The organism is Streptomyces sp. UG1 (assembly GCF_049974585.1).
In the GTDB taxonomy this organism is placed as follows: Bacteria; Actinomycetota; Actinomycetes; order Streptomycetales; family Streptomycetaceae; genus Streptomyces.
In genome coordinates, this window is sequence record NZ_JBNGGG010000012.1 from 1 (window position 1) to 15,945 (window position 15,945).

The 15,945-nt window shown below is 71.6% G+C and carries 20 protein-coding genes and 2 pseudogenes; 12 read left to right on the top strand and 10 right to left on the bottom strand.

The window, feature by feature from the left end; translation table 11 throughout:
- Positions 1 to 354 precede the first annotated feature (354 nt).
- Positions 355 to 684, top strand: a complete 330-nt coding sequence (locus ACP4J3_RS15145) for a hypothetical protein (protein ID WP_426534444.1) — start codon at positions 355 to 357, stop codon at positions 682 to 684.
- Between the two features lie 225 nt (positions 685 to 909).
- Positions 910 to 987: pseudogene (locus ACP4J3_RS15150) on the top strand (PIN domain nuclease); the annotation flags it as partial.
- A 293-nt stretch (positions 988 to 1,280) separates the two neighbouring features.
- Here ACP4J3_RS15150 and ACP4J3_RS15155 read toward each other — a convergent pair.
- Both ACP4J3_RS15155 and ACP4J3_RS15160 read right to left on the bottom strand, forming a co-directional pair.
- Complete coding sequence (locus tag ACP4J3_RS15155) at positions 1,281 to 1,724, bottom strand: PIN domain-containing protein (RefSeq protein WP_426534446.1); 444 nt, start codon at positions 1,722 to 1,724, stop codon at positions 1,281 to 1,283.
- Positions 1,721 to 1,987, bottom strand: coding sequence for a CopG family transcriptional regulator (locus ACP4J3_RS15160; protein WP_141313723.1), 267 nt, complete (start codon positions 1,985 to 1,987; stop codon positions 1,721 to 1,723). Before ACP4J3_RS15160 ends, ACP4J3_RS15155 begins: the two co-directional genes overlap by 4 nt.
- A 328-nt stretch (positions 1,988 to 2,315) precedes the next feature.
- Between ACP4J3_RS15160 and ACP4J3_RS15165 the strand changes: the two genes are divergently transcribed.
- Positions 2,316 to 2,657 (top strand): hypothetical protein, encoded by a 342-nt coding sequence (locus ACP4J3_RS15165; RefSeq protein WP_426534448.1) that lies wholly within the window; start codon positions 2,316 to 2,318, stop codon positions 2,655 to 2,657.
- A gap of 35 nt (positions 2,658 to 2,692) precedes the next feature.
- Entirely contained in the window at positions 2,693 to 3,160 is a 468-nt protein-coding gene (locus ACP4J3_RS15170; RefSeq protein WP_426534450.1) for a DUF5990 family protein, read from the top strand.
- Between the two features lie 356 nt (positions 3,161 to 3,516).
- On the opposite strand, the gene ACP4J3_RS15175 is transcribed toward ACP4J3_RS15170, so the two are convergent.
- From ACP4J3_RS15175 to ACP4J3_RS15200, 6 genes are all read right to left on the bottom strand, one after another.
- Positions 3,517 to 3,783 (bottom strand): hypothetical protein, encoded by a 267-nt coding sequence (locus ACP4J3_RS15175; protein ID WP_426534452.1) that lies wholly within the window; start codon positions 3,781 to 3,783, stop codon positions 3,517 to 3,519.
- A 73-nt stretch (positions 3,784 to 3,856) separates the two neighbouring features.
- Entirely contained in the window at positions 3,857 to 4,276 is a 420-nt protein-coding gene (locus ACP4J3_RS15180) for a hypothetical protein (protein WP_426534454.1), read from the bottom strand.
- 359 nt (positions 4,277 to 4,635) lie between these two features.
- Positions 4,636 to 5,316 (bottom strand): hypothetical protein, encoded by a 681-nt coding sequence (locus ACP4J3_RS15185; protein WP_426534456.1) that lies wholly within the window; start codon positions 5,314 to 5,316, stop codon positions 4,636 to 4,638.
- The gene (locus ACP4J3_RS15190; RefSeq protein ID WP_426534458.1) at positions 5,313 to 5,684 is read right to left on the bottom strand and encodes an STAS domain-containing protein; all 372 of its coding nucleotides are present in this window, start codon (positions 5,682 to 5,684) and stop codon (positions 5,313 to 5,315) included. The genes ACP4J3_RS15185 and ACP4J3_RS15190 overlap by 4 nt, the downstream gene beginning before the upstream one ends.
- 460 nt (positions 5,685 to 6,144) lie before the next feature.
- Positions 6,145 to 6,411, bottom strand: coding sequence for a hypothetical protein (locus tag ACP4J3_RS15195; protein WP_426534460.1), 267 nt, complete (start codon positions 6,409 to 6,411; stop codon positions 6,145 to 6,147).
- Between the two features lie 5 nt (positions 6,412 to 6,416).
- Positions 6,417 to 7,016, bottom strand: coding sequence for a DUF5994 family protein (locus tag ACP4J3_RS15200; protein ID WP_426534462.1), 600 nt, complete (start codon positions 7,014 to 7,016; stop codon positions 6,417 to 6,419).
- Positions 7,017 to 7,811: 795 nt separating this feature from the next.
- On the opposite strand from ACP4J3_RS15200, the gene ACP4J3_RS15205 reads away from it, so the two are divergent.
- From ACP4J3_RS15205 to ACP4J3_RS15215, 3 genes are all read left to right on the top strand, one after another.
- Positions 7,812 to 8,321, top strand: a complete 510-nt coding sequence (locus ACP4J3_RS15205; RefSeq protein WP_426534795.1) for a DUF5994 family protein — start codon at positions 7,812 to 7,814, stop codon at positions 8,319 to 8,321.
- Positions 8,322 to 8,403: 82 nt separating this feature from the next.
- Positions 8,404 to 8,676 (top strand): hypothetical protein, encoded by a 273-nt coding sequence (locus tag ACP4J3_RS15210; RefSeq protein ID WP_426534464.1) that lies wholly within the window; start codon positions 8,404 to 8,406, stop codon positions 8,674 to 8,676.
- Positions 8,677 to 9,144: 468 nt separating this feature from the next.
- Positions 9,145 to 10,884: a SpoIIE family protein phosphatase gene (locus ACP4J3_RS15215; protein ID WP_426534466.1), complete on the top strand. Its 1,740-nt coding sequence runs from the start codon at positions 9,145 to 9,147 to the stop codon at positions 10,882 to 10,884.
- Positions 10,885 to 10,898: 14 nt separating this feature from the next.
- Here the strand turns inward: ACP4J3_RS15215 and ACP4J3_RS15220 are convergent, their stop codons facing one another.
- Positions 10,899 to 11,465, bottom strand: coding sequence for a hypothetical protein (locus tag ACP4J3_RS15220; RefSeq protein ID WP_426534468.1), 567 nt, complete (start codon positions 11,463 to 11,465; stop codon positions 10,899 to 10,901).
- 749 nt (positions 11,466 to 12,214) lie between these two features.
- Here ACP4J3_RS15220 and ACP4J3_RS15225 point away from each other — a divergent pair.
- The gene (locus tag ACP4J3_RS15225; RefSeq protein ID WP_426534470.1) at positions 12,215 to 12,613 is read left to right on the top strand and encodes a DUF5994 family protein; all 399 of its coding nucleotides are present in this window, start codon (positions 12,215 to 12,217) and stop codon (positions 12,611 to 12,613) included.
- Between the two features lie 233 nt (positions 12,614 to 12,846).
- Here ACP4J3_RS15225 and ACP4J3_RS15230 read toward each other — a convergent pair whose 3' ends face one another.
- Positions 12,847 to 13,326, bottom strand: a complete 480-nt coding sequence (locus tag ACP4J3_RS15230; RefSeq protein WP_426534472.1) for a DUF5994 family protein — start codon at positions 13,324 to 13,326, stop codon at positions 12,847 to 12,849.
- Between the two features lie 323 nt (positions 13,327 to 13,649).
- On the opposite strand from ACP4J3_RS15230, the pseudogene ACP4J3_RS15235 reads away from it, so the two are divergent.
- From ACP4J3_RS15235 to ACP4J3_RS15250, 4 genes and pseudogenes are all read left to right on the top strand, one after another.
- Positions 13,650 to 13,991, top strand: a pseudogene (locus ACP4J3_RS15235) (DUF5994 family protein); the annotation flags it as partial.
- A 55-nt stretch (positions 13,992 to 14,046) separates the two neighbouring features.
- Positions 14,047 to 14,409 (top strand): hypothetical protein, encoded by a 363-nt coding sequence (locus ACP4J3_RS15240; RefSeq protein ID WP_426534811.1) that lies wholly within the window; start codon positions 14,047 to 14,049, stop codon positions 14,407 to 14,409.
- A 235-nt stretch (positions 14,410 to 14,644) separates the two neighbouring features.
- Positions 14,645 to 15,091, top strand: coding sequence for a DUF5994 family protein (locus ACP4J3_RS15245; RefSeq protein ID WP_426534474.1), 447 nt, complete (start codon positions 14,645 to 14,647; stop codon positions 15,089 to 15,091).
- Between the two features lie 372 nt (positions 15,092 to 15,463).
- Entirely contained in the window at positions 15,464 to 15,808 is a 345-nt protein-coding gene (locus tag ACP4J3_RS15250; protein ID WP_426534797.1) for a hypothetical protein, read from the top strand.
- The last annotated feature ends 137 nt before the right edge of the window (positions 15,809 to 15,945 follow it).

The following is a 15,945-nucleotide window of genomic DNA, read 5'->3' on the forward strand; positions in this document are numbered from 1 at the left end:
CGATACCCCCGAACCGCCACTGGGGCGCGCGTTCCTCGATGAGTTCGGCGGGGTCTACGGCGAAGGTGAACGGCATGGTGCGGTCCTCCGGGTGGTGAGACGGCGGGACGGCGGGTCCCCATGCCGATAAGTGTGCATCATAGTGCACTCATGCACCAGTGATGCATCTACAGAAATGGTGTCAGCGCGCATCGAGTGCACCGACCGTGACTTCACAGTGACTTCCAGGCGAGGGAACACACGTGACCCGTTCACCCGCGGCAGCCAAGAACCCGGCAGGCCCGGCCGGGCAGCCGATGGGCCGCCGACCTCGCCCGCCGGACCGTGTTCGACCACTTCCCCCGCAAACGGGACATGCCGGATGCCTGGAGGGCCGGGCGCCGGGAACTCGTGGCCGCTCGGCTGACTCAGGACGGCGTCCCCCAAGCCCTCGCCCGCCGCCAGCTCGAACTCCAGATGGAGGCCCTTGCCAGGGTGAACGAGGAGAACCCCAGGATGGCCCGCGTCCTCTCACTGGGCTGGCTGAGCGAACTGGGGACCTTCGAGAGCCCCTTCCCGGTCTTCGAATCGTTCCGCGACAGCGTCCGCCTCGGCCAGGGCAACGGCGACTTCCGCCCCTCCGTGCCCCCGGAAACCGTCGCGGAAACCCTCAGCGCCTGCTACACCGAAACCCTCCACCGCTGAGGTGGGCGACGGTGGCGGATACCGCGTCCGTGTCCGCCCCCGCCAGGCCACGGAGGCCCGCCTCACCTCCTGCGCGGACTCGGACGCCATCGACACCCCCACCACCTTCGACCTGGTCACACTGAAACGACAGGACACAGCGGGTCACCCCGCCGAACAGTCGTCCTGCCCCGTCGCACAGTGAGCCGACCCCACTTCCATCGGCCTGAGCTCCTTCCGCCCGGGCGCGACCGGGACTTCGAGTGCATCGCCGCCGTCACCGGCCAGGCACTGCAGTGGTACGGCCCAGCAGTCGGCAAGTGAGCTTGGGTTGAGCGCTGTTCCATTCGAGAGTCGATCCCGTCGCAGGGGCACACGGCACCGGCGAGTACTCCTGCACCGCGAGATTGGGCACGCAGAGGGCACGCGCGCCTTGAGAGGGCGCCCCCATCACATCGCAGCATGGCGCTGACCTGCACTTTCACGTAGACGAGCCGGAGGCGAGCCCTCAGCCCGCTGTCCTGGGCGATGACGGATGCCCGTCCTGCACGTGCTTCGTCGTGGGCGGTGCACAAGCCCCTTGTGGGAGCGGGCACTTGACCGCCGAGGGTCCTGCGTCAGAGCGGGAGGTCGTCGGGGAGTACCCGGAACGCCTTGTAGCGGCCCAACGGGCGTACGGCCCGGAAGTCTCGTCGGTCGAGGGTGAGAATCGCGTCCGTGTCGTAGTCGGCGGCAAGCGCCACGTTCACCGCGTCGGCGAGGTCGAGGTCCAGCGCGCCGTAGCGGACACGGACAGACTGGGCGGCGCCCAGGTGGTCCTCCGTGATCTCCGGCATGACGACACGACCCCGGCTCATCCAGCGCCGCAAGTCGTCGACCGCGCTGAGGGAAGCCTCCCTGCCGAGCTCACGCGTCGCCACATGATCCAGTTCGGCCAGCAGGAGCGGGGACATGACCAGCAGGCCCGCCGCCATGATCGCCTCGTTCGCCGCCCGGTGTTCCGGATGAGCCGAGTCCAGGGCCGCCAGAAGGCCGGACGTATCGGCGATGACAATGATCACGCGGCGGATCCGGAGCCCGAGCCGGTCTCACGCCGGACGGCCTCCGCGACCGTGTCCCGGACCTCCGGCTTGGACAGCGTGCGCCCCGGCCCCTCGAAGGTGCGTGAGAACAGCGGCTCGTCCCAGACCCGGTTCGCCATGGCCGCGAGGTGGATGCCCTGACGGATGATCTCGGCCTCGCTTATACCTCGGCGCTTGGCGGCCTCCTTGATGATCGCCAGGTCCTCGGGGTCGGCGTAGACATTGGTGCGTTTCATGGACATGTACCAAGAGTAGTCCATGTACCGGATTGATGTATGTGGTGCCACTTTCCCCGTGGCCCGTTGCCGAGGACCGGCCGAGCCGGCCTCACGGGCCCCGTCAGGGTGCCAGACTGTTCCTGGGGAGAGCGGTATGTCATGGACTCGGTCCCTGCTACGCGTCGAGTTCCCTCGGCGGCAATCGACGGCGCACCAGTACGCGGCGTACGACATCTCGTACGGTCGCCCCGTCAGCCGCGCAACTGGACCGGGCACGCCGTCAGGCGGAGTGGGCTCAGCAGGAGGCGGATCGTGATGCCGCCATCGCTCAGTGCGCGAGCTGAGGCGTCAAATGACCAGCGTTCACCTGGAGTCCTTCCCCGCGGCGCATCCACCCGTCATCCCGGACGCTCCCCGGCTGAGCCTGTCCTGGGCGCTCGCCGAAGCCCGGACGTTCCATCTTCAGGGCGTGGGGCGGCCGACCCGCGCGGAGAGGGCTGCGGCCAAGCAGCGGACGGAACAGGACGCGCCCGCCTGCCTGGCGGCCGAGACAGCGCGACTGCGAGAGATCCGCCATCAGTTGACCGACGCCGCGGTGGCCGAACACTGGTGGCAAGCCCTGCTCGCCAATGACGAGGCCACCGTCTGCGAAGCAGTGAACACCGCCTTCTCGGACAACCCGGCCGCCGGCTGAGCTCTGCGCGGACCTGTGGCGGGATGATGGCTGGTATGCGCATCCGCATCGACGCCATCGACCTGCCCGGCCTCAGCTGCCCGGCCCCTGTCGGCAGCCAAGTCCCCGTGTACCGCAACATCCACGTCGCCGTGCAACGCCGCGACCGTCCGGCCGAACTTCTCGCACCGCAGCCCAGCGACGCACCGTCCGCGACCTGGACCCTTGAGTGCACCACGAGTGCCTCGCCGGCCGGCACCGAGGTCAAGGGGCCCTACGTGCAGGACCGTCTGGGCCGACGCTTCATCTACCTGTCGTGGGGCACGGTCGACGAGTCGGGCACCTTCACGATGTTCCGCCGCGCCAAGCTCATGCTCGATGTCATCCCCGCCGACGTACTCGCCGCCGCCGCACGCGACGGGCTGCTGGTCGGACGCCTCGGCCTGACCGACGCGCAGGGCGGGCCCCTGTGCGCACGGGTCGAGCCCCCACACATCACCTGGACCGCCGAACGCGCCGGTTAGGAAAGGTGCACACCTGCTCTCACCGGCATCGTTGCGTATCCCGCCCGTGCCGCTCAGGGGGCATCCCGATCAAGGCTGCTTGCGGCATCGTCATCCTTTACCAGGGCCAGCAGGAACAGCACCGTGTCGGTGAAGTCCAGCGCGCTGCCGAAGGTGAGCACCGCGCCGATCACGATGAACAGGCAGGAGATTCATCTGGTAGACGCGCTCGCTGGTCTTCGTCTTGCCGAACACGTGAGTCCACGCCTTCTGGCTGTAGTACGACCAGGTGATCATCGTCGAGACCGCGAAGAGCAGGACGGTGAGGACGTTCGGGAACCACGGCAGGACCGTCTCGAAGACCGAGGAGGTGACCGTCAACCGTCCGCCCTGATGCCGCCGTACGTCAGACGGAGGGCGAGGTGGTACGGCCGCCCGCCGCCCGCCGGGTCACGGTGGCCGCGACGCCCGCGAGGGCGCCCCCTGAGCAGTGCAGCGGTCACCCCCTCACCGAGGGCGGACGCCACGTACAGCAGCCCCGAACGCATCTGCGTCCCGTCCCTCGCGATGCGCAGCGCTTGTTCGGCCCGCAGCCCGAGGACGACCGCGCAGAGCCCGCCCGCCGCCATCGCCGGGACGGACACCGGGTGAGCAGCCCGGGCAGCCACCGCAGGGCGCACCAGACCACGCGGCGAGGGGCAGGACGTCCCCGAGGCGTTACAGGAGCCAGTCGCCGAGCGGTGCGCCGGCCGGACCGGACCCTGCACCGAGCACCAGCCACTGACGCAGCAGGTCACTCGGTTCACCGAGCAGCCCGCCGCCCGCGAAGGCCGTCTGGAGCGTGGCGGGGTTCGACTGGTACGACAGGACGACCAGGGACACCGCGACTGCCGCGGCTCCGACGGTGGCGGCCAGCAGGGCGGCCCGCGCCGGAACGTCCTCGCGGGGCTGGGGCTCGGCGCCCTTCAGCGCCAGCCGCGCCACGAGCAGCGTCCATGCCGCCGCGGCCAGCGCCACCGGCACCACGATCTGGCGCCCGGCCGAGGAGAGGGCGGCCATCTGCGGCAGGACCCGGTAGCTGCCGTGCCAACCGCTGAGATGGGGCTCAGGGCGAATCCGATCGGACGGCGTGCCCATAGTGTGTCCGTAAGACGGGCCAACCAAGGTCAACAGCGGTGCGATCCTGCGCTCCCGGGCGCCGCACCGGAGCACGTAAGCCCAGGTCAGGAACTATCGGCCCATGCAAGCGCCGTCGCTCCCCAAGCTGAGAGCGCGAGGATTCTCGTCGCCCGCTCTTCTGAAGCCCCAGGTCAGCGGCCTGGGGCTGGTGCTTTGCCGGGGATTCTCCGCCGGGGCATGAGGTGGTGGGTGAGCACCGTACACGCGCCGCTCCTGTGCTCGGAACGCCTCGCTGACCTGTTGCTTCGTAGTGCGCATCGCGAAACGGAACCTCGGTGCCGGAAGCCCTCGGGACGCAGAGGGCGGCACGCCGGTCGTCAGTCGGGCCGTTGGGTGCGGTTTTCGTGAGCGAGGCCGTCCGGGTGGGCAGCCGTGCGTGGGCCGAGGGGAAGGACCATGGCCCGCAGCAGCACAGGCGCCCGTGGCCGCAGGAGCGTGGGATCCGACGGCCGACGGACCGCCCCGATGTCCTGCCACCCCCATGACAGGAAGGCGTCGCAGGCCGGAACGTCGGCTTGGTCGACCAGCGTCGCGCCGAGCGAGGCGTGGTGGTCGGCGAGCAGGCGTTGCTGGAGCCGACGCGCGAGGTCCTGGTCGTCCGTGTGGGGATGCACCACGATCTCGGTGATCGCGAAGACGTGGCCGGACGCGGTGAGCTGTTCCACCCTCTGTGGAAGGGGTCCGTCGAACCCCCTCCACCATGTCCCCTCGCGCGGTACGGGGAATCCGTAGGCACACCCGGCGAAGGCACTGTCCTCTGCGATCAACAGGGCGAATCCCGCCCGCCGGATGTCACCGGTGAGCCGCCGCAGAAACGTCTCCCGGCCTCGGTACCCCTGGCCTGCCTGCGCGCGGGAGGACTCCACGTACAGACCGGCGAGGTCCTCCCGCAGGGTCTCGGCCTGCCAGCGGTTCAGCCGGCGCAGGCATACCGCGCGGGCGGGAGTCGATGCGCTCTCCTCACCCCCTGGCCGCTCACGGCGGAGCGGGGCCGTCACCGTGCACCGCCCTCGGCGGCGGGAACCCGAGGTGACAGTGGTCGAACGGCGTGGAGCTCGTGGAGCAGGAAGCCGGAGCCGGTGATCTCGATCACGCGGGCCAGGGTCGGCGGCGGGTAGTGCAGTCGGAGGGTCGTTCCGGCATCGGTGGCCAGCCCTGATGCCGTGAGGAAAGCATTGAGTCCGCTGGCGTCGCAGAAGGTGACCGCCGTGAGATCGACGTCGGCGGTGCGGATGCCGTCGCGCAGGCATGCGGCGAGTACGGTGCGCACGAGCGGGGCGGTGGCCAGGTCGATCTCTCCGGCGAGGGTGATCAGCGCGCGGGTGGCGTGGTCGTGCCGGTGGACGTTCAGTCGGGGAAGGGGCATGGCTCCTCGGTTCGACGTACGAAGTCCCTGTCGGCGAGTGCCGCGGGGCTGGGCCGGCTTCGGGCCTCGCGGCATGCCGCCGACAGGGGGGTGGGCGGTGATTTGTGAACGAGCGGTCCGGCAGCCTGGGTTGGCAGCACGGTGGCGGATGACGGATCGGTCGTCCGGGATGCGCCGTAGGGTCGGACGAAGGTCCGCGCCCGGCGGGCATCGTGTCCTGGAGGGGTGCCGGTGCCGCCCGGCAATGTCGGACGCCTGGTCGGCACAGCGGGCCGGGCCGGCGGGGGTCGGCGTGGCTCCCAGACCAGCCGGTCGGCCGACGATCGGTCTCGGGCGGACTGCTCATCGGCCTCCTTGACGGCTTTGTGTCGTTCCCGGGTTCGCGGAGACAGGTCACGAGAAGACCCCGGCCTGTCATGTGCGGTCCTGCGGCCGGGGTCCTGGGCTGCGGGCGGTGCCGTCAGTTCGGGCGGTGCCGTCGGATCGGTCGGCCCGGCCGGTGGAACCCGTCGTCGCGACGACCACGGCGGCCTGCGGTACCGCTCACCCTCGCCCGGCCGTGGGCCTTCCGCGGAGCCGACGGGGCCGGGCCCGGGACAGGCGTCCCGGAGCGGCCGTAGTGGAAGGCGGCCATGCGGTCACCGTGCTGCGAGTTGAGCAGGTGGATGAGCAGCACTCCGAGGGCGATCATCGCAAGGATCACGATCACGGTCACGAACGTCTCCACGGTCCTCACCTCCCCATCGGCTGATGCGGCATCGCGGCGGTCACGGTCGGGATCCGGGGACGTGCGGCCGGATCGCGGGCCTCACGGCCTCCTTCGGAGTCCCAGACCTCTTCCACGGACCGGTCGGCCTCGTACACCGTCCGCAGGCGCGCCGCCTCCTCCATCAACCGGCTCGCGGTCGACGTGCCCAGTGGGTCGCTCGCGGCGGCCATCAGCCAGGCGGCCGAGACGGGGGTCGTCTGTGGCGGGACCACCAGGAGGTTCCAGCGGCCCGTGCGGTACGAGAGCAACAGCAGTTCGTGCGGGTCCTGCTCGGCCAGGAACCAGCCCACCTTCACCACGTGCCCGGGGGCGGGCACCTTGCGCGGAACGACCGGCCAGTGGGTGGGATTCACCGTGACCCGGGTGATCCGCCCCCACAACGCATCCAGTACGGCAGCCAGGGAGGGGAGTTCGGCCCCGAGATCGCGAGAGCGGGGCCACCATGCGCCGTCCAGCAGAGCCGGTGCGGGACCGGTGGGAGCCAGCGACAGACGGAGAGCGGACGAGGAGAACGAACGGTCATCGGCTTCGGCTGCCGGAGGGAGAGAAATGGTCGCAGTCATGACGCGGACCCTGCCCCGGACCGGCCGCAACCGGCCCGGCGTATTCGATCGCCGAAAACGACACGAGCCTGGAAGCCGGTGTGCGAGATGTCCTCGGTGATTTCAGCCTACTCCTCGGACGGGCCCAACGGATCGTACGGCCAAGGGAGAAGCGGCCCCACGCGCCCCTGCCCAGGACCTTCGCCCCAGAGGCAGCAGTCTGAACCGGCCATATTTCGCCGGATGGTGGAAGGGGATGATCGGCATGCGTCGCGCGGGCCCGCGCGACGGGGTACCCGAGCGCACACGCCATCCCGCTGCGCCTGCGCAGCCACGTCGTCGGCGCCCTCAGCCTCTTCCGGACCACGTCGCACGCCTCGGCGACTACGCGGGGCGCCCCCGTCACCTGGCCCCTGTCGGACCTCGCCGCGCGGATCGTCTCGGGTGACTTCGGCACCAGGGCCATCCCGGCCGCCTCGGTACCGACGGCGCTCCGGCCCACGGACCCGCCGTGGCTGACCGGCAGCGCTTCCCCGGCTGAGGAGCTGCTCGGCCCTGCGGCGCGCTCTCCGGTCCGCTCGGCTCCCTCGGGGAGTAGCGTGAACTCATCGGGAGTATTTCGCACACCGGCTCCGATGCCGGTGTCGTTCCCGGCGAGCGACGACACCGGGCCGCTGCCCCCGCGTGGCAGTCCGGAGACGGGTTTGCGCCATGTCCGCGACCAGCTCTCATCCCCCGCTACGGGCCGTTCCCTTCAGGGCTCCGACCGCGCGCCTCGCGCTGAGGTTCGAGGGCCCTTCTCCTGGGCGCGCCGAACTGGACGGCGCCTGGTGGCCCCGTTCACGTGACCTGCCGAGCGAGCTCTCCGCCTTGGCTGACGTGCTGGATCCGCTGTGGGGGCGGATCACCCGTATCGCGGTCAACCCCCGCCACTGGCCGATCCTCCCGCCCAGGATTTCCGTCAACGGCCATGTGGTGAAGGTCGGTTGGTTCACCTCTGAGCTGGATCCGCACAAGATCCTGCTGCTGTCCTACACCGCGGGCCGCTGGGACCTCCTCGTGATCCCCCCGGAGACCGACGCCCCCTCGGCCGCCCGGCTGATGGCCGCCGCGAGCGCGGACACCGGCGCGCCGATGACCGCGACCGCCCTCATGACGGCGGAACGGGCCCACCACGGAAGCAGGGAGAGGGCCGGGCAGGACGGGGGCGGCCCCGCCCTCTCGTCACACGGCCCGGATCAGCCGGCCGGAATTCCGGCATGCGAAAGTTCTGGTCCGCTGCGCCCTCGTGGGCAGGGCCTGGTGGCCCACCCCGGAGTAAAGTGAACCCCGGGAGCCAGTCGGTGACCTGTGACCTGCTCTTAGCCTGAGGCGACGGGTTCTGAGCCCGGCACGAGTGGCGGCGACCATGGCAACACTGCACGAACGGAAGACCTACCGCGAAGCGATCATGAAGACCCTGTACGAGAGCATGGAAGGCAGCAGCCTCCCTGACGTCTCCGGGGCCAGGCTGCGTGACGATCTGGCGATCCCCGAGCAGGATCTGGCCGCAGCCTGCACCTATCTGGTGGAGGAAGGCCTCGTCACGGTCCGCTGGGCCCATGGAGACACACCCGCGACGGTCATGCTGACGCATCAGGGAATCCGCCTCATGGAGGCCGAGGAGGAGGGCCGCGGCTGACCGGTGCGTGTACCCGGGCTCATTGCGCCACCGGGGGACGTGGTCGACCCGAAACAGCGCAGGATCGGCATGCGGATCGGGCTGCCCACCCGCCGCCGCCAGGTCTTCGTCCCCTCGCCGACGCGGTCCTCGGACCGGGCTACGTCAGGGATCTTCCGGCACTGCGGCATGGCGTACCGGCCGGGAGCAGGCATCGAACGTCGCCGCTGACCGTACGCACACGGCACAGGAGAGGTGGTCCGGCGTGATGGGCGCTTCCTTCTGCTCGTCCTCGTGGCCGCCGTACCGGCAATCATCAGGACGGCAGGGGAGGATACGCGGCACGGCGGAGAGCGGCGGCCAGGTCGGCTCGTGCCGGCCGTGCGAACGGGTTCCGCTCAGGGGATCATCGGGTTGCTGATGTGTCGGCTCCCTGATGCTGATGCGCCCTCGGTCTTCGATGGGAGGCCGCCATGACGGGAGGGCGGCGTGGTGGAGGATGCGGTGCCCGGTGCGGGAGGTGAGAGGCGGTCGCGGCCGACGGCGGAGCCGGGCTTCTGGCGGCAGGTCGTCGAGCAGCTGAGCACAGCCCTGATGGTGGTCGATCCTGCCGGACGAATCCTCGCCGTCAACCCGGCCGCCGAACGGCTGCTGGGCCGGGCCGCCGCCGAGATGCGCGGGAAGGACGCGCACGAGCTGCTGCACCGGGCCACGGACGGCGGCACGCTCCCGCGGGAGCACTGCCTACTGCTCCGGTCGCTGGCCGAGGGAGCCGCCACGCGCGGGGAGGGCGACAGCTATCTGCACGGTGACGGGCGCCTGGTCACGATCTCCTGGTCCGCTTCTCCCCTGACGGACGGCGGCTCCTTCAAGGGCATGGTCGTGCTGTTCACCGACATCACGGGCGACCGCAGCGCGCGCCGGGCACGTGCGGCCTATACAAGGGCTCTGGAGGACCTCAACGAGCGGCTGACGCTGGTCGCGGAGATCACCGACGTACTGGGCCAGACCCTGGAGACCGACGAGGCCCTCGCCAAGCTGGGCCGCCTGCTGGTTCCCCGCCTCGCCGACTGGGCGGCGGTGGACCTCCGGGTCGGTTCCGGGCAGGTCCAGCGGGTGGCGGTGACCGGTCCGGCGGGCCGGGCCGCCGGGCTGGAAGGCGGGCGCGAGCGCCTTCCCGAGCCCGGGGAGGCAGACCACTCACCTCTTGTCCGAGTGCTGAACGGAGGTGATCCCGTGCTGCGGAGCGAGCTGGACCAGGCGGAGACGGCCGCACGGCCCGGTTCTCCGCTGGCTGCCGTCCACAGCGACTTCCTGCGGACGGTGCATGCGACGTCCGCCATCACGGTGCCACTCGGCCCCGAGCGGCAGATCACCGGCGCCCTGACGCTGGTGCGCACCGGCCCGGCGCACCCCTTCGACACCGAGGACATGGAGGTGGTGAGCGACATCGGCCGCCGGGTCGGTCTGGTCATCGACAACGCCCGCCGCTTCGGCCGCCAGCGCGCCGTCGCCGAGGCCATGCAGCGCAACCTGCTCGCCCCGCTGCCCCAGCCCGGCCGGCTGCGGCTGGCCGCCCGCTACCAGCCCGCCCCGGCCGGCTCCCAGGTCGGCGGCGACTGGTACGACGCGTTCGAGCTGAAGGACGGCACGCTCACGCTGGTCATCGGCGACGTCGTGGGCCACGACCTGACCGCGGCGGCCGGGATGGCGCAACTGCACGGCATCCTGCGCGCACTGGCCTGGGACCACACCGGGCCTCCCGGCGCCGTCGTCGACCGTCTCGACGACGCCATGCCCGCCATCACCACCGTCCCCATGGCCACCCTCGTCCTCGCCCGCGTCGAAGGCCACCCGCACACCGGTCCATGGACCCTGCGGTGGACGAGCGCCGGACACCCGCCGCCCCTCCTGCTGACCCCCGACGGACACGCGCGGTACCTCGAAGCCGGACAGGGACTGGTCCTCGGTGCCCCTCCAGGCACCGGCGAGGGCCGGCCGAACGCCACACAGTCCCTGCCGCCGGGCTCCACCCTGCTGCTCTACACCGACGGCCTGATCGAGATCCCCGGCAGCGACCTCGGCACCGGCCTGGACCGGCTGCGCCGCCACGCCCTCGCGCTCGCCCACGCACCGCTGGACACGCTGTGCGACCAATTGCTCGCCGGTATGCCGCCCGGCAGCACCGACGACGTGGCCCTCCTCGCCCTGCGTCTGCCGACGCCGTGACAGCGGACGGGCGCTCAGGCTCCGAGGATCAGTACACGCAACGGGCCGTGCGGGAACGGGGACGTCCGGGGCGCGTCGCCTTCGACGTACCGCCACCCCCAGGACTGCAGCGCCTCGGCGGTCCTGCTGTCGGAGGGGCTCACCAGCATCACGAAGAGGCGTCCGGAGGCGGCGGCGCGCAGCAGGCTTCCGGGAAGGTATCCGTCGAGGCCCTCCCACCAGGGCCCGTCGCCGCGTACGGGGAAGCCGTAGGCGCATCCGGTCAGCTCAGTGGTCTCCGCGATCACCAACTCGAATCCCGGCCGCCGTACGTCTGCCACCAGCCGTCGCAGAAAGGCGCTGCGGGCCTGGTTCCACGCCCACGGGCCACCGCCCGAGGTCTGCGCGTACAGGTCGCCCAGCTCTCCCATCCGGTCCTCGATCTGACCTCGGGTCAGCTCACGGACGCGTTCGCCCGCGCGGGGCGACGAGCCTCGCTCCGGCCCCGGCTGACGCAGCTTCCGCGTGCCCCGCCGGTCCGGGCCGACGTGCCTGCCGAGGGGCTCAGCGGTCGTCGGTGGAACCGGCACGTTCACGGTCATGGGACAAGCCCTGCCCCGGGCACGGGCGATCCGGCGGTGTCTCCACCGTACTGCCGACCGGGCATCCCCTGCGGTGGACGCTGTGGACGGGGTGGCGCCGAGAGCGGTGGGACGGGTACGGCGGGGCTGTCCGCTGCCGGCCCAGATCACACGGAGTACCGGGATCGCACGGAGCAACGGAGTACGGTGGACGTGCTGAGGGCATGTCGCACACCGGCTCCCGCGCCGGTCTCGTCCTCGGCGAGACACACTCGCCGGAAGACCCGCTGAACGGCTGGGTCTCCCGAGACAGGTCGCCACGATGGCCTCGGCCCCAGACCCCCTCAAGGCTCTCCCACAACGCCCCTCGGCGCCCGTTTCCTCCCGGCCCTCCCGTCCTCGCCCGAGCGGGCACCCCGGCGCCGCGCGGGGTCTCCCCGCCACCGGCCCGCGGCCGGAGCCCGACCCGCGCAGGACCGTGCTGCTGTTCTTCACCACTGGCGCAGTCGCCCCTTGGCGCAGCGGACCGCCGTACCCGCCCGGCTGACCGGCAGGACGCAACCGCGCTGAACACCGCCCTCGGCATCGCTGCGCTCCTCTTGCTCACCCGTCGGCGATGCGGCCGGGGACGCTTTCGGCCACGCCGCCGACGCCCCCGGACCACGCCAAGAAGCCGACCGTCACTAGGCGTTGAGGCCGAGTCGCCCGCCGGCCTCGACTGCCGTGCCCGATCCGAACCAGCCGCTCCACAAGCCCCCGAAGGAAACATCGTGACCACCACAGCACCACCGTCCCCGCCCACCCGCCCTCACCTGCGTCTGCGCCTCGCACCTGACAGCGCCCTGCCGCGCCGCCTCGACGGCGTGTGGTGGCCGCACTCCTACGACCTCCTGGCGGAGCTTCCGCAGTTGCTCACCGCGCTGCCGCGCGCCTGGGGCCACATCACCGGCGTCGCGGTGAACGGGGCGGCCTGGTCCGCGGCACCGGGCCGGATGCTCGTCTGCAACAAGGTCGTACAACTGCACAAGGCCGTCGCGCGGCGTGCCCCGGACACCGTCGTCCTGATCGCCCCCGGCCACGGCCGCCGGGACCTTCTGGTCGTGCCGCCCGACACCACCGAGGAGGACGCCGAGCCGCTCATGACCGCCGCGCTGAGCGCTCGCGCCTGACGCCGACGGGCTCGCCGGGCGCCGGCACCTCCGTCGGCGGTGACTTCGCCGATACGCGCAACCGCTCCGCCCGGCGATCCGCTCCGGGTGAGCCTGCCGTTCGCACGCATCAGGGTGAGGCGCACGGCGAACCAGGGCACCCCGGCCTCTGGGTCGGCGGGTTCAGCGTGGGAGGGGCACTCGTCCGGCTCCGGCGCGCTGTGCGGGAGTGCGACGTCCAGGGCTGGCTCGATTCAGGGAGCCGCGCTCCCGGTTCCGGTGTCGATGAGGATCTGTTCCGCCCGGGTGATGTTGTCGGCCCGGACCGCCTGGGCCATGGCAGCGTGCGCGGCCTCGGGTGTTGCGTTCGGCGGAACCACCAGCAACGAGAAGATGTCCTCGTCCCCCCGGGTGATCAGGACGGTTTCGTCACCGACCGCGAAGGAGTCGATGTGCACCACACGGTCGTCGACGACGATCCGCGTCGGGAGCCCTTCCCAGGCCACGGCATCCAGCCCCACTCGGGTGACGGGACCGAGGTGCTCGGCGAGGGCCCTCACGAGGGCGGGCAACTCGGCAGTGACGTCCCGGGACCGCGGCCGCCACGCCCCGTCGAGGACGCCCTCGCGCGACTGCGTCGTCTCCAGCCGGAGCAGTGCGCTCCCCGGCCGCACGTCGGAAAGATCGGCACTCGGCAGATACCGTGAACCAGGGGGTGTGTCGGAGTCGACCATGAGGAACCCGCCTGTCTTCGAGGTTCGGCGTGTCCGGTGAGCACAGGATAGAAAGGTGCTGTCACCACGTTACTCCGCGTGGCAGGTGAAAACCGAGGCGAGTCAGCCCCTCGCCCATCTCGGCGGCGGTGAAGTCGCGGCGGCCCTGACCCAGGATCATCTCTCCCGTCTGCTTGGCGGGGCCTCTGCGCGGGAGTGCGTGCCAGGCGCCGCGGGGCCGACTGATTGTGACGACCGGCCCGGATCCCGCGTCTGAAGGGCGGAGCAGGGAGGCCGGCACCGGGAGCTTTCCGTACGCCGCCTCTCCGTCGGCGTCGTTCCCGGTGCACCACCGCACCGGGCCACCGCACGGCGGTCCGGGGACAGGGACCGCGACATGGACGCGCCCACCGGAAGGCCCGCTTCGGCCGAGCCCTCCCCGCGCCGCCCCTCCGAAGCCCGCCCGGCTCGCTCGGAGGCCGTCGACCTTCCCGCCCGGTCCCGTGTGCGATGCGCGGTGGCCCCGCTCCGACGACCTGATGACCGAACTGCCCGTGCTCACCGACGCGTTCGACGCACAGTGCGGACGCGTGACGCGTGACGCCTCCCCCCGCGACACCTGGCCCGGGGCACCCTGCGACCTGCCCGTGACAGGCCACTCGGTGAAAGCCGGGTGGTTCGCATCCGAGGGGGGAGCCGCACACGATACGGCTGTACTCGTACGGCGTGGGGCGCTGGGGCATGCTGGTGATCCCACTCGAAACCGACTCGGCTCGGGCCGGCCGTCTGATGGCCGCCGCGGCCGACCCGGCCCTCCACCTCACCGCGAGCGACCTCATGGAGATCGTCATGCAGGAGCCCGCGGAAACACCCTCGGAAGGGCACGCCGACGTACGCATCGTCGCAGCCTCTCCCGAGGCCGCCCGTCGCGTCGCGGAGGTGCTCCCGCCGTTGCTTCGCAGCCACCGAGCAAGCAGCTGTCCCGCGGGCGCCGGGGGAGGAACGCGCCTCGAACTCGTCGTGGACACGACGCGGGCGGCGGAACCGGCACGGTCCTGGCTGGAGACCAGATGCTCCCCGGGGGAGGACCGCCGGCGGGAGTGAGGCGACGGCCGGGAGCGGTCCGCTCGGCCCGTCCGGGGAGTAGCGTGAGGTCATCGGGAGCATTTCGCGCACCGGCCCCGATACCGGTGTCGTTCCTGGTGAGCAACGACGCCGGACAACTGCCCACGCGCAGGAGGTCCGGAGACGGGCCCGCACGATGTCCGCGACCACCGACCATCCTCCGCTGAGCGCCATACCCTTCAGGGCCCCGACCGCACGCGTCGCCCTCGAACCCGTGAGCCCTTCCCCGGGACACGTCGAGCTGGACGGCGCCTGGTGGCCCCGCTCGCGTGACCTGGCACAAGAACTCCCCCCGCTGGCCGATGCACTGGAGCCGCTGTGGGGCCGCATCACCCGGATCGCCGTCAATCCCCGCTACTGGCCGATCCTCCCGCCCAGGATCTTCGCCAACGGCCATGTGGTGAAGGTCGGTTGGTTCACCTCGGAGCTGGATCCGCACAAGATCCTGCTGCTGTCCGGCACGGCGGGCCGCTGGGACCTCCTGGTGATTCCCCCGGAGACCGCCGACCCGTCGGCCGCCCGGCTGATGGCCTCCGCGCGCGCCGACACCGGCCCGCGTTCGACCGCGTCCGCCCTCATGGCGGCGGAACAGCCCGACGGCACCACCTCCCCGTACGAGGCCGGGGCCGGTCCGGCGGACCGGCCGGCGGCGGGCATGTGACGGCCGGCGCACCGCCCCGGCCTCAGTGCCCCGGTGACCTGGCGAGCCGCCCGGCAGCCTTGACAGGCCGGGTCGGACCCGACCGCCCGCGGTGGCCGACAGGAGCGGTTCCGCGGCCCCCCCTCGGCCGTGTCCGGCGGCACGACCAGCAGGTCCCGGTGCCCCCGCCCGGGGGCGAGCAGGACGACGGTGTGCGGGGCGGATGCCCTCGGTGTCCTGCGCAGTCACAGGGCCGGCGACCCGACAGGACGGCGCAGGGCCGTGAAGGGCAGGGGCCGACCGGGTCTGCGGAAACCGGAAGCAGGCCGTCGAGAAGGCGAAGAGCGCCCTCGGACGGCGACCCCCATCACAACGGAAGCGGTACACATGACGATGTACGACCAGACACGCGCCCAGCAACCCGCCGATCGGCCCCCGGGCCTCGCCGGGCGCCGCGCCTCGGGCCCGGAACCGCTGTTCCCGCCCGAAGAGCGAGACAAGATCGCCCGGCGCCTCGGACACGCCGTCAACACCTTCGCGGACACTCCGGGCGAGGCCCTGGAGGAGGCCGAGAGCGCCTTCGACGAAGCCACCGACGCGCTGGTGAACGCCCTCGCGGAACGGCGGCGCGTCCTGCGCGCAGGCTGGCAGGGCCTGGACCCCGAGACACAGTCCGCCGAACTCCGGCTCGCACTGCGGGAGTACCGGGAGATCACCGGGCGGCTGCTGCGCGCATGAACCGGGCGGCTGCTCCGCGCGCAAGCCGCCACAGGTCCGCCGGCGCAAGCGCCTTCCGACGGCCGCCGCCGGTCGCCCGATCCCCGGCGGCGGCCGTCCGAGACCCCCTGCGCGGCCGATTCCCCCTTCACGAGCGC